Raw genomic sequence first — 12,440 nt, 5'->3', positions numbered from 1 at the left:
AAAATGTAACATCTCACTGTTTCACAACAACGGATAACCACTATGAACAACTCAGGGAAATACCTTACATGGGCAGGGCTCTCCGTTGTGGGAGCCTTTGCCCTGGGCTACATCGCCCTCAACCGGGGGGAACAGATCAACGCGCTGTGGATCGTCGTCGCCTCCGTCTGTATTTATCTGATCGCGTACCGTTTTTATGGTCGCTTCATCGCTAACAATGTCCTGGGGGTTGATAGCACGCGCATGACGCCCGCCGTTCGCCACAACGACGGGCTGGACTACGTGCCGACCGATAAAAAAGTGCTGTTCGGCCACCATTTTGCGGCGATTGCCGGGGCAGGGCCGCTGGTGGGCCCGGTACTGGCGGCGCAGATGGGCTACCTGCCGGGGATGATCTGGATCCTTGCCGGCGTGGTGCTGGCAGGGGCGGTGCAGGACTTCATGGTGCTGTTCGTCTCTACACGCCGCGACGGCCGTTCGCTGGGCGAGCTGGTGAAAGAGGAGATGGGGGCCACCGCCGGGGTGATTGCGCTGGTGGCGACCTTTATGATCATGGTGATCATCCTCGCGGTGCTGGCGATGATCGTGGTGAAAGCGCTGACCCACAGCCCGTGGGGGACGTACACCGTTGCCTTCACCATTCCGCTGGCGCTGTTTATGGGGATCTACATTCGCTATCTGCGCCCGGGGCGCATTGGTGAAGTGTCGGTGATTGGTCTGGTATTCCTGGTGTTCGCCATTATCTCGGGCGGCTGGGTGGCGGAAAGCCCGACGTGGGCACCGTGGTTTGACTTTACCGGCGTGCAGCTGACCTGGATGCTGGTGGGCTACGGCTTTGTGGCGGCGGTGCTGCCGGTGTGGCTGCTGCTGGCCCCGCGTGACTACCTCTCTACGTTCCTGAAAATCGGCACCATCGTCGGGCTGGCTATCGGCATTCTGATCATGCGCCCGACCCTGACCATGCCCGCGCTGACTAAATTCATCGACGGCACCGGCCCGGTCTGGACCGGTAACCTGTTCCCGTTCCTGTTTATCACCATCGCCTGCGGCGCGGTGTCCGGCTTCCACGCGCTGATTGCCTCCGGCACCACGCCGAAGATGCTGGCCAATGAAAATCAGGCCTGCCTGATTGGCTACGGCGGCATGCTGATGGAGTCCTTCGTCGCCATCATGGCGCTGGTCTCGGCCTGCATTATCGACCCGGGCGTGTACTTCGCGATGAACAGCCCGATGGCGGTGCTGGCGCCTGCCGGAACCGTCGACGTGGTGGCGTCTGCCGCACAGGTTGTCAGCGGCTGGGGCTTTGCGATTACCCCGGAAACGCTGACGCACATCGCCAGTGAAGTGGGCGAGCAGTCGATTATCTCCCGTGCGGGCGGGGCGCCGACGCTGGCGGTGGGGATGGCCTACATCCTGCACGGCGCGCTGGGCGGGCTGATGGACGTCTCGTTCTGGTATCACTTTGCCATCCTGTTCGAGGCGCTGTTTATCCTGACGGCGGTGGATGCGGGAACCCGTGCGGCGCGCTTTATGCTGCAGGACCTGCTGGGCGTGATCTCCCCGAACCTGAAGCGCACCGATTCGCTCCCGGCCAACCTGCTGGCAACCGCGCTGTGCGTGCTGGCGTGGGGCTATTTCCTGCACCAGGGCGTGGTCGATCCGCTGGGCGGGATCAACACCCTGTGGCCGCTGTTCGGTATCGCTAACCAGATGCTGGCAGGCATGGCGCTGATGCTCTGCGCCGTCGTCCTGTTCAAGATGAAGCGCCAGCGCTACGCGTGGGTGGCATTAGTGCCAACCGCATGGCTGCTGATCTGTACCCTGACGGCGGGCTGGCAGAAAGCCTTTAGTCCGGACAACAAGGTCGGCTTCCTGGCGATTGCCAACAAGTTCCAGGCGATGATCGACAGCGGTAAGATCCCGGCGCAGTACACGGAATCACAGCTGTCGCAGCTGGTGTTTAACAACCGTCTGGACGCCGGGCTGACCATCTTCTTTATGGTGGTGGTCGTGGTGCTGGCGTTGTATTCTCTCAAGACCGCGCTGGCGGCGTTGAAAAACGATAAGCCAACGGCGAAAGAGACGCCGTACGAGCCGATGCCTGAAAACCTGGATGCGATTGTGACCCAGGCCAAAGGGGCGCATTAACCAAATCCCCTCACCCCAGCCCTCTCCCCAAAGGGGAGAGGGTGTTGTAACTTCCCTCTCCCCTTTGGGGAGAGGGTCAGGGTGAGGGGGAAACAAACGAGAAATGACTTATGTTCGACACCCTTTCCAAAGCAGGTAAGTACCTTGGCCAGGCCGCCAAAATGATGATTGGCGTGCCGGACTACGACAACTACGTCGAGCATATGCGCGTCAACCATCCGGACCAGACGCCCATGACCTACGAAGAATTTTTCCGCGACCGCCAGGACGCCCGCTACGGCGGCAAGGGCGGGGCGAAGTGCTGTTAACTATCTTTCGGTAAATAAAGGCTGATTTGCTCCTGCTTGCAGCCGTAGATTACCGCCATCTCCTGACGCGAACCGTCGAGGGCGCTCGGGATGGCCTCTGTCGGGCGACAGAGGCGTGCAGGGAATATGCGATCAGGCGTTCAAACCGCCGTCCACGTCCAGACCGGTACCGGAGATCTGCCCGGCTGCCGGGCTGGCAAGAAACGTGACCGCCGCCGCGACGTCTTCCGGCTGGCCGTAATGACCCAACGCAATAAGCTGACGCTGAGAGTCAGCCTGTTCGCCGTCTTCCGGGTTCATATCGCTGTTGGTGGGGCCGGGGTGGACCAGATTAACGGTAATGCCGCGCGGCCCTAAATCACGGGCCAGTCCGCGGGTGAGGGAGTTGAGGGCCGATTTGGTCATCGAGTAAACGGCAATGCCCGGCTGCGCCACGCGGTTCGCCAGACAGCTGCCGATGTTGATGATGCGCCCGCCGTCGGACATATGCACCAGCGCTTCCTGAATGGCGATCACCACGCCGCGGATGTTGACGTTGATAAGGGCGTCAATGTCCGCCAGCGTCATGGACTCCAGCGGGCCGCCGCGCGCGATCCCGGCGTTGTTGACCAGAATGTCCAGCCCGCCAAGGGAACGTGCCGCATGAGTCACGGCATCCTGAATGGCCTGCGCGCTGGCGCTGTCGGCCTGAACGGCCTCGCCGTGCCGCCCAAGCGCCGCGATCTCATCGGCGACCGCCTGGGCTTTCTCTGCGGATTTTTCATACGTAATAACCACATCGGCGCCGGCGCGCGCCAGCGACAGAGCAATTGCACGACCCAACCCACGGCTGGCGCCGGTGACCAGCGCCTTCTTACCTGTTAAATCGATCTGCATGATGACCTCGTTGCGAGAGTGGTGAGAATCATCATTAGGTATAGACGGTCGGCGCGATTAACGGCGGAAGGATTCCACCTTCTCAAACGCGGCGCGCAGAACCTCAGGCGTTAACGCAACCGGCAGATAGTGAATCGACTCTACCGGGCGCAGGGTGTGGGCAATGACCTTATCCAGCGCTTCTCGGTTATTGATATCCACGTCCAGCTCGCGAAGCGTGGTCGGCAGGTTAAAGCGCTGGTACGCCGCCACCAGCTGCGCCAGCACGTCGTCCTGGCCGAGCAGCGCGCTTTGCACCAGAATGCCGTAGGCGACCTTGGTGCCGTGCAGGAATTTTTCCGTCTGCGGCAGCACGGTCAACCCGTTGTGCACCGCATGCGCTGCCGCCACGCGGGTGTAGCGTTCGCCCAGGCCGCCCACCATGCCGCCACCGGCGATAATCGCGTCCACTACGTCCCGAAACGCCTGCGTCTGGTTGCCGCGCTGCTGGTCGGCCAGCGCCTCTTCGCTGCGTTCCAGCAGCACGTCGCGGATTGCCAGCGCGCCGTTGATACCAAGACGTACGGTCAGCGGCAGGCTCTCCGGCTCGGGTGCCAGCACAACGGCTTCATACCACTTCGCCAGCGTATCGCCGATGCCCGCCAGCAGGTACTCCGCCGGGGCGTTGAGGACGATCTGCGGCTCTACCAGCACCAGGAAGTTGGCATCGTCGAAAATCTCAAACTGCAGCGCCTGACCGGCATCGTTGTACCAGACGGAGAGCGGCGTCCAGGCCGCGCAGGTGGCGGCGATAGTGGGGATGCCCACGAATGGAATGCCTAAGCGGCGCGCCACGGCCTTGACGGTATCCATCACCGCGCCGCCGCCGACGCCAATCACCACGCTGGCATCGCTGCCGGATTCATTGACCAGATGGGTGACGTCGCGCTCGCTGCAGTGGCCCTTGAACAGCAGGTGTTTTGCCCCCGGGGCGTTAAAGCTTTCCGGCAGGAAAGGGCGTGCGCCTGCAATGGCGCGTTCGCCGTAAATCCACACCGCGCGGGAAAGCTGCTCCGGGGTAAAGAAACGATCCAGCTGCGCAAGGCTGCCTGGGTGAGAGAAGTAGTTCGCCGGGCCGGGCACGACGCGGATATCGGTGTTGCTCATGATGTTGTCCTTTTTTTAGCAAGCGCTAACCCGATGTTATGTCTGGACATCCGGATGGCTAATAATATTTCGCTTTATCTTATGCCTTTTCCGTCGTTGTCAGTCAACCGGAGCTGTGAAAAATTCGATAAATCAGAAGAGTAATGAAGGATTTACGCGAATGGGTTCCAGTCGCCTTGAGATGCGCGGTATTAGTCTGGCCTTTTCCGGCTTTCAGGCCTTGTCGCGCGTGGACTTTACGCTCACGGGCGGAACCGTGCACGCGCTGACCGGCGCAAACGGCGCGGGAAAATCGACGCTGATGGCGGTGCTGTGCGGCACCCACGATCGCTACGAGGGTGAGATCTGCATTAATAACCAGTCGGTGACGATCCGCGAACCGCTGGACGCCAAACGGCTGGGCATCCACCTCGTGCAGCAGGAGGTGGACGTGGCGCTGATCCCCGGTCTGAGCATCGCTGAAAATATCATGCTCGACCAGCTGGCGCAGCCGGGCCATCGCTACAGCTGGCGCACCGTTCGCCAGCAGGCGAGGCAGGCGCTGGCGCAGCTTGACGTTAAGCTAGACGTTCGACGTTCCATCGACAGCTGTTCGCTGGCCGAAAAGCAGCAGATTTTGCTGGCACGCGCCTTGTCACATCGCTGCCGCTTTTTAATTCTGGATGAGCCTACCGCCCCGCTGGACGCGCATGAAAGCGACCGTCTGTTTGCGGTAGTGAGACGTTTAAAAGAGCAGGGCATCGGCGTGGTGTTTATTTCACACCGCATCCACGAGCTGAAGGCCATCTGCGACACCCTGACGGTGCTGCGCGACGGCAAGCTGATTGAGTCCGGTCCGATGGCCGAGCTGAGCGGCGAAGCCATCGTCGAGAAGATGCTCGGCCACGTGCTGAGCGATATCTACCCGCCCGCGCGCCCGCCGCACGGCGAAGAGACGCTTTTGCGCGTCGAGGGGCTGCACGACGACGCACTGCTTAAAGATATCTCCCTGCACCTGCGCAAAGGCGAAATCCTCGGGATTGCCGGGCTGGCGGGGGCGGGGAAAACCGAACTCTGCAAGGCGCTTTTTGGCGCGACCAAAAGTCGCGTGGCGCGCGGCGAGCTGAACCATCAGGCCTGGAAACCGCGTGACCCCGCCGACTCGGTGCTGCGAGGGCTGGCGCTGGTCCCGGAGGAGCGGCGCAAAGAGGGTATTTTTATCGACGAGCCGGTGAGCATGAACCTTGCCGTGTGCGCCGATAACAGCTTTTCGCGCTGGAGCCTGTTTGGCCATCGTCAGGCGTGGCGCTGGGCGGAAGAGGTGATTGCACGCGTTGGCGTGCGCGCCCGAGGGCCGGGACAGGTGCTGCGCCGCTTATCTGGCGGCAACCAGCAGAAGGTGGCCATCGGTAAATGGCTGCGCAATGACGCCAGCGTGCTGATATTCGACGAGCCGACCAAAGGCGTGGACGTGAAGGCCAAAACCGATCTGTTCCAGCTGATTGACGGCCTGGCGCGCGAGGGCAAAGGGGTGATTTACGCCTCGGGCGAGTTTGCCGAGCTGGTGGGATTGTGCGACCGCATCTGCGTGCTGTGGGACGGGCGCATCGTGGCGGAAATCGCCGGGGCAGAAGCCCGTGAAGAGACACTACTTTATTATTCAACCGGAGGAACGGCGTCGTGAGCAAGGCCCTTTCAGTGACCGCGGCGGCGTCTGGCCGTCAGTACATTTTCGATTTTCTGTATAAGTGGGGCATGCTGCTGACCGTCGTCGCGCTGGTGGCCGTCTTTGGCCTGGCCTCGGACAACTTCCTCGATCCGAACAACATCATCAACATTCTGCGCTCGATCGCCATCGTGACGGTGATTGCCATCGGCGTGTCGATCTCCCTGACCATCGGCGGGTTCGATCTGTCGGTCGGATCGACCGCCTCGCTGGCGAACGCGCTGGTGGTTTCACTCTTCGTCTGGCACGGCTTTGGCACCACCGAGTCGATTCTGATCACCCTCGCGCTCTGCACGCTAGTGGGCCTGTTTAACGCCTTCCTGATCGTCATTCTGCGCATTCCGGACATGCTCGCAACGCTTGCCAGCCTGTTTGTGATTCAGGGCGTGGCGATGACCTACAGCTACGGCGGCTCGATTACCGAGAACATGGTGCTGCCGAGCGGCGACATGGCGGAAGGAACCATTCCGGCGGCGTTCAGCCTGCTGGGGCAGGTGCCGACGATTGTGATCGTCATGCTGGTGGTGACCGTGCTGGCGCAGCTGGGGCTGTCGTTGACCACTCACGGACGCCGGATGTACGCCATCGGCGGCAACCCGGAAGCGGCGCGTCTCTCCGGCATTCGCACCACGCGCTACAAGGTGGCGGCCTACGTGATCGCCTCGCTGCTGGCGGGATTGGGCGGGATCCTGCTGGCCTCGCGCATTGGCTCCTCGCAGGTGAATGCGGGCGGCGGATACCTGATGGACGCGGTGGCGGCGGCGTGGATTGGCTTCTCGCTGGCAGGCTCAGGCAAGCCGAACGCGCTGGGAACCCTGGTCGGGGCGGTGATCCTCGGCGTGCTGTCGAACGGGCTGGTGATGCTCTCCGTGCCGTATTACGCCATGGACATTATAAAAGGGCTGGTGCTCGCGGTGGCACTGGCGATTACTTACATACAAAAACGCTGACAACACAACGGGATAAAAAATGAAAAAGATTGCACTCTCTTTGGTGGCACTTGGGTTGCTCACGGCTCTGCCAGGCTTCGCGGCTACGCCCGCGCCGCTTCCGGCGGCCATTGCGAACCATGACGGCCCGATCCGCATCGCGGTGATCCGCAACCTTGGCTCAGACGACAACACCACGCAGTTTGTCGCCGGCGCAGTTCAGGAAGGGAAAAAGCTCGGCTTTAAGGTCAGCACCTTTTTAAGCAACGGCGACGATGCCAAATTCCAGGACTTCGTTAACCAGGCCATTAGCCAGAAGTACGACGGGATTATTCTGTCTCAGGGCCGCGACCCGTATGCAACCGCGCTGGTGAAGAAAGCGGTGGATGCCGGGATCAAAGTCTCGGTATTTGATACCGCCGTTAACGGCGAGATCCCGGGCGTGACCGTGACCCAGCAGGACGATGCCTCCCTGACCAACCTCTCCTTCGGCCAGCTGGCGAAAGATTTCAACGGCAAGGCCAATATCGTCAAGCTGTGGGTGGCGGGCTTCCCGCCGATGGAGCGTCGTCAGGCGGCGTACAAAGAGCTGCAAAAGCAGTATCCGGACATCAAAGAGCTGGAGTCTATCGGCGCCGTCTCCTCTGACGTGCAGGGCGATACCGCCAACAAGGTGGGTGCGATCCTCGCGAAATACCCGAAAGGCAAAATCGACGCCATCTGGGGCACGTGGGACGCCTTCAGCCAGGGCGCGTATAAGGCGCTCAAGGAGAACGGCCGCACCGAGATCAAGCTCTACAGCATCGATATTTCCAACCAGGATCTGCAGCTGATGCGCGAGTCCGGCAGCCCGTGGAAGGTGAGCGTGGCGGTGGATCCGAAGCTGATTGGCGCGACCAACGTGCGTCTGGTCGCGAACAAGATTGCCGGGGAAGCGACGCCAGCGACCTACGATTTCAAAGCGGCGGCGATCCCGCAGGCGCTGCTGACCGCCCAGCCGGGCGCGGTGAACGTGGCGTCGCTGGGTAAAATCATTCCGGGCTGGGGCCAGACGGAAGATTTTATCGCGCCGTGGTTTGCGACGCTCGAAGCCAGGTCAAAATAATGCCCGGTGGCGCTGCGCTTACGGGGCCTACGGTGTTGTAGGCCGGATAAGGCGCAGCCGCCATCCGGCGAAAGGACTCAAATATGTCTGCATTACCTCAACCCGAATACAGCCGCAATATGCGGCTGATTGGCCATAGCGACCAGGGCGGTCGTCCGGACGGCGTGCAGCTGATGGTGCACCGCGGTTTCGCCTATATCGGCCACATGGTGTCGCAGGGCTTTTCGATTGTCGACGTGCGCGACCCGCAGAAACCGAAAGCGGCGGGCTACGTGCCCGCGCCGCCCGGCACCTGGAACGTGCACCTGCAGGCGCATGACGACCTGCTGCTGGTGATTAACGCCCGGGATCTGTTTGCCGATGCCCGCTTTGCCGACGAGAAGGTCTACTACACCCGCCAGGTGGGGGAGACCGTCAGCGACGTGCAGGACAAAGGCTGGAGCGCCGGGCTGCGCGTCTTTGATATCTCCACGCCGGACAGGCCGCGCGAAATCGGCTTTCTGTCGCTGAGCGGCATCGGCATTCACCGCATCTGGTACGTCGGCGGCCGCTGGGCCTACGTTTCAGCGCTGATCGACGGCTTTACCGACTACATCTTCCTGACCATCGATCTTGCGGACCCGCGCAAGCCCGAAGTGGCGGGGCGCTGGTGGCTGCCGGGGATGAACCAGGCAGAAGGGGAGAAGCCGAACTGGCCGGAAGGAAAACGCTACGCGCTGCACCACGCGATTATCGCGGGTGATACCGCCTACGGCAGCTGGCGCGACGGCGGCCTGACGCTGCTGGACGTGAAAGACCGCGCGCAGCCGAAGCTGATTAGCCACCGCAGCTGGAGCCCGCCGTTTGGCGGCGGCACGCACACCGCGCTGCCGCTGCCGGACCGCGATTTGCTGGTGGTGCTGGACGAAGCGGTGCTGGATAACCAGCAGGACGGCGAAAAGCTAATCTGGCTGTTTGATATCCGCGAGCCGTCGAACCCGGTGAGCATCTCGACCTTCCCGCAGCCGGATGAAACCGACTACGTGGCGAAAGGGGCGCATTTCGGCCCGCACAACCTGCACGAGAACCGGCCGGGAAGCTTCGTCAGCTCGACGCTGATTTTTGCCACGTACCAGAACGCGGGCGTGCGCGCGTATGACATTTCCAATCCGTATCGGCCGGTTGAAACCGGCGCGCTGGTGCCAGCGGCACCTGAGCGGATGATGGACACGCGGCCGAATCGCCCTCAGGTGATCCAGTCGTGCGACGTGTTTGTGGATGCGCAGGGGATTATTTACAGCACGGACTATAACGGCGGGCTGTCGGTGATTGAGTATTTGGGGTAAGTGCGGTTTAGTGCCCTCACCCCGGCCCTCTCCCACGGGGAGAGGGAGAAAATCAGCTGTACTGCCGCACCCGTGCCACCAGCTCTTCCGCGCTGTCGATACGGTCGGCAATGACAATCAGCGCTTTACCGAGCGTAATGGCGTGGCGCAGGCATTCGTGGCGCATCGCCTCGTCCTGAATGGTGTCGATATCCGCGACGTGAGAAAGCCCGACGCTGCGGCGAATCAGCTCGGTGCCGCAGAAGCCGATGGCGTCATGCCAGACCTTTTTCAGGAACGCGGAGGCATAGCCCGGCGCGCCGAGCGCGGCGTCGCGAGCTTTCTCGTTTGCCAGCGCCTGGAAGCGTTCCGCGAAGGTGTTCCACAGCTCCTGAATATCGGTCAGGCGCTGCTCGCGCGCGGCGGCGGCATCGCGAATGCCAAGATGCCCCGGCAGGCCGCAGAAGTTCAGCAGCAGGTTGCCAATGGCGGTGCCAATATCAAAACCTATCGGCCCGAAATAGCCGAACTCGGCGTCGATGGCCTTCAGGCTGCCGTCGGCCACAAAAATCGACCCGCTGTGAATATCGCCGTGCAGCAGGGCTTCAGCCTGCGAGAAGAAGCGGTGCTTCAGGGAGGCCACGGCAACTTTAAGCTGAGCGTCGTCGCGCAGGGCCGCTACGTCATTTTCCAGCTCGGCCGGGTAGCTGTTGCGCTCGTGGATCTGGTACGGATCGTTGAAGAACAGATCTTCGGTGATCTCGCACATCTCCGGGTTGATGAATTTCGCCACCTGCGCTTTTTTCTCGTGCGGGTGCAGGTAGAAATCGCTGGTGTGGAACAGCGCGTGCGCGAGGTATTCGCCCAGCTGCTGCGCCGCCTGCGGGTAGTAAATGTTGTTGATCAGCTCGCCGCGCCAGATGCGGTGGCTGGACAGATCTTCCATCACCATTACCGCCAGTTCCGGGTCATAGTGGTGGATTTTCACGGTGTGCTGGGGGCTGTGCTGGTAGTGCTCGACCAGGGTTTGCGCCTCAAGACGGGCGCGGTCCAGCGTCAGCGGCCAGGACTCCCCGACGCAGCGCACGTAGGGCAGCGCCTGCTTAACGATGATGCGGCTCACGCCCGCGCCGTCGAAAATTTTAAATACCAGATTGAGGTTGCCGTCGCCTACCTCCTGCGCCTCCACCAGCGATGATGGGTCATCAAGGCCGCCAAACTGCCTGGCATACTCCACGGCGTCCTGAGCGGTAAAGGTACGGTATTGCGACATGGCCTGTTCCTCACGGGTTTGCTAATAAAGACATGTAGACGTCTATACATCTGGACTTCATCCTGACACAATGTGATACAACAACGCAACAGGGAATTAACGACATGCAGACATTACAGACGACCAGCCTGCGGGTGGCGGATAATCAGCTCTTTATTCTCGACCAGCAGGCGCTTCCGCAGGAGAAACGCTGGCTGGACGCTTCGACGGTTGAGGCGCTGGTTGGGCACATTCACGCCCTGCGGGTGCGCGGCGCGCCGCTGATTGGTCTCTCTGCAAGCCTGCTGCTGGCGCTGCTGGCGGAAAACGGTAAAAGCCGCGACGAGCTGGCGGCGGCGCTGGACACCCTGCGCGCGTCACGCCCGACGGCGGTGAACCTGATGAACAACCTTGACCGCATGAAGATTGCGCTGTGGCAGGAAGATTATGTTCCGGCGCTGGTCGCCGAAGCGCTGCGGCTGATTGAAGAAGACAAACGGCTTTGCGATGCGATTGCGAAAGCGGGAAGCGCGCTGGTTAAGCCCGGCAGCCATCTGCTGACCCACTGCAACACCGGCGGGCTGGCAACGGCGGGCGTCGGCACCGCATTGGGGGTGATTGCCCGCGCGCATCGGGACGGTAACGTCAGCAGCGTCTGGGTGGATGAAACCCGTCCGCTGCTGCAGGGCGGTAGATTGACCGCGTGGGAGCTTGGCGAGCTGGGCGTGTCGTATCGGCTCATCACCGATTCCATGGCCGCCAGCCTGATGGCGAAAGGGCAGGTGGACGCCGTGTGGGTGGGCGCAGACCGTATTGCCGCCAACGGCGACGTGGCGAACAAGATTGGCACCTATTCCCTGGCGGTGCTGGCGAAATTCCACGGCATTCCGTTCTACGTTGCCGCGCCGCAAACGACCCTCGACCCGGACTGCCCGAACGGTGACGCGATCCCGATTGAGCAGCGCGCCGCCAGCGAAGTGACGGGCGTGGCCGGAAGCTTTGGCGCGGTGCAGTGGGCGCCGGAAGATGCACAGGTCTACAACCCGGCGTTTGACGTTACGCCTGCCTCGCTGATTAGCGGCTGGGTGCTGGATACGGGCGTGGTCACGCCGCAAGAGGTGGCAAACGGGAAATTCGCCTGAGTCCGGCTATCCTTGTAAGGGGCTCCCCTTAGAGGACAGCATCGTGACGCTCGATCCTGAAACAGACTTAAAACTGGAGCGCGTGGTGGACGCACCGCGCGACCTGCTGTGGCTCTGCTGGACCACGCCAGAACATATCAAAAACTTCTTCATTCCTGCTCCCCATAGGGTGATCGAATGCGATCTCAACCTGCGCGTGGGCGGGCGGTTCAACACCGTGTTTGAGGTGGACGGGCAGCGGATGGATAACCGGGGCGTGTTTCTTGAAATCGATCCCGGTAAAAAGCTGGTCTTTACCGACGGTTATACCGAAGGCTGGAAGCCTGCCGAGAAACCGTTTATGACGGCGATCCTGCTGCTGGAAGACGTAGGTGAGGGCAAAACCCGCTATACGGCGATTGCGCGTCATCCGACGAAGGAAATTCGCGAACAGCATGAGCAGATGGGCTTCCACGAAGGGTGGGGGATTGTGCTGGATCAGCTGGTGGGGTATGTGAAGGGACTGGAGCGTTGAAGCTCGAGCGG

At 61.6% G+C, this 12,440-nt stretch carries 11 protein-coding genes; 8 read left to right on the top strand and 3 right to left on the bottom strand.

What is annotated here, in order from left to right; genetic code table 11:
- The first annotated feature begins 42 nt into the window (after positions 1 to 42).
- Together cstA and D5067_RS16710 are read left to right on the top strand one after the other, a co-directional pair.
- The gene (cstA, locus tag D5067_RS16715; RefSeq protein WP_119935135.1) at positions 43 to 2,148 is read left to right on the top strand and encodes a pyruvate/proton symporter CstA; all 2,106 of its coding nucleotides are present in this window, start codon (positions 43 to 45) and stop codon (positions 2,146 to 2,148) included.
- Positions 2,149 to 2,258: 110 nt separating this feature from the next.
- Positions 2,259 to 2,456 (top strand): YbdD/YjiX family protein, encoded by a 198-nt coding sequence (locus D5067_RS16710; protein WP_006809671.1) that lies wholly within the window; start codon positions 2,259 to 2,261, stop codon positions 2,454 to 2,456.
- Between the two features lie 132 nt (positions 2,457 to 2,588).
- On the opposite strand, the gene D5067_RS16705 is transcribed toward D5067_RS16710, so the two are convergent.
- Together D5067_RS16705 and D5067_RS16700 are read right to left on the bottom strand one after the other, a co-directional pair.
- Entirely contained in the window at positions 2,589 to 3,332 is a 744-nt protein-coding gene (locus tag D5067_RS16705; RefSeq protein WP_119935134.1) for an SDR family NAD(P)-dependent oxidoreductase, read from the bottom strand.
- A 57-nt stretch (positions 3,333 to 3,389) separates the two neighbouring features.
- The gene (locus tag D5067_RS16700; protein WP_119935133.1) at positions 3,390 to 4,478 is read right to left on the bottom strand and encodes an oxidoreductase; all 1,089 of its coding nucleotides are present in this window, start codon (positions 4,476 to 4,478) and stop codon (positions 3,390 to 3,392) included.
- Between the two features lie 160 nt (positions 4,479 to 4,638).
- Between D5067_RS16700 and D5067_RS16695 the strand changes: the two genes are divergently transcribed.
- The 4 genes from D5067_RS16695 to D5067_RS16680 all read left to right on the top strand — a co-directional run bounded on the left by D5067_RS16695 (position 4,639) and on the right by D5067_RS16680 (position 9,542).
- Positions 4,639 to 6,141 (top strand): sugar ABC transporter ATP-binding protein, encoded by a 1,503-nt coding sequence (locus tag D5067_RS16695; protein ID WP_119935132.1) that lies wholly within the window; start codon positions 4,639 to 4,641, stop codon positions 6,139 to 6,141.
- On the top strand, positions 6,138 to 7,133 hold the full coding sequence (locus tag D5067_RS16690; protein WP_119935131.1) for an ABC transporter permease: 996 nt from the start codon (positions 6,138 to 6,140) through the stop codon (positions 7,131 to 7,133). Before D5067_RS16695 ends, D5067_RS16690 begins: the two co-directional genes overlap by 4 nt.
- 19 nt (positions 7,134 to 7,152) lie before the next feature.
- A complete protein-coding gene (locus D5067_RS16685; RefSeq protein ID WP_119935130.1) occupies positions 7,153 to 8,217 on the top strand; it encodes a sugar ABC transporter substrate-binding protein in 1,065 nt (354 codons plus the stop codon).
- An 83-nt stretch (positions 8,218 to 8,300) separates the two neighbouring features.
- A complete protein-coding gene (locus D5067_RS16680) occupies positions 8,301 to 9,542 on the top strand; it encodes an LVIVD repeat-containing protein (protein ID WP_119935129.1) in 1,242 nt (413 codons plus the stop codon).
- Between the two features lie 52 nt (positions 9,543 to 9,594).
- On the opposite strand, the gene mtnK is transcribed toward D5067_RS16680, so the two are convergent.
- Positions 9,595 to 10,794, bottom strand: a complete 1,200-nt coding sequence (gene mtnK, locus D5067_RS16675) for an S-methyl-5-thioribose kinase (RefSeq protein WP_119935128.1) — start codon at positions 10,792 to 10,794, stop codon at positions 9,595 to 9,597.
- A gap of 104 nt (positions 10,795 to 10,898) precedes the next feature.
- Between mtnK and mtnA the strand changes: the two genes are divergently transcribed.
- The gene (gene mtnA, locus D5067_RS16670) at positions 10,899 to 11,915 is read left to right on the top strand and encodes an S-methyl-5-thioribose-1-phosphate isomerase (protein WP_119935127.1); all 1,017 of its coding nucleotides are present in this window, start codon (positions 10,899 to 10,901) and stop codon (positions 11,913 to 11,915) included.
- Between the two features lie 43 nt (positions 11,916 to 11,958).
- Entirely contained in the window at positions 11,959 to 12,429 is a 471-nt protein-coding gene (locus D5067_RS16665) for an SRPBCC family protein (protein ID WP_119935126.1), read from the top strand.
- Positions 12,430 to 12,440: the final 11 nt, after the last annotated feature.

The sequence above is a fragment of the Enterobacter huaxiensis genome, assembly GCF_003594935.2.
In the GTDB taxonomy this organism is placed as follows: domain Bacteria; phylum Pseudomonadota; class Gammaproteobacteria; order Enterobacterales; family Enterobacteriaceae; genus Enterobacter; species Enterobacter huaxiensis.
The sequence above is the reverse complement of the archived record's forward strand: the minus strand, read 5'-3'. Positions and strand labels throughout refer to the sequence as shown.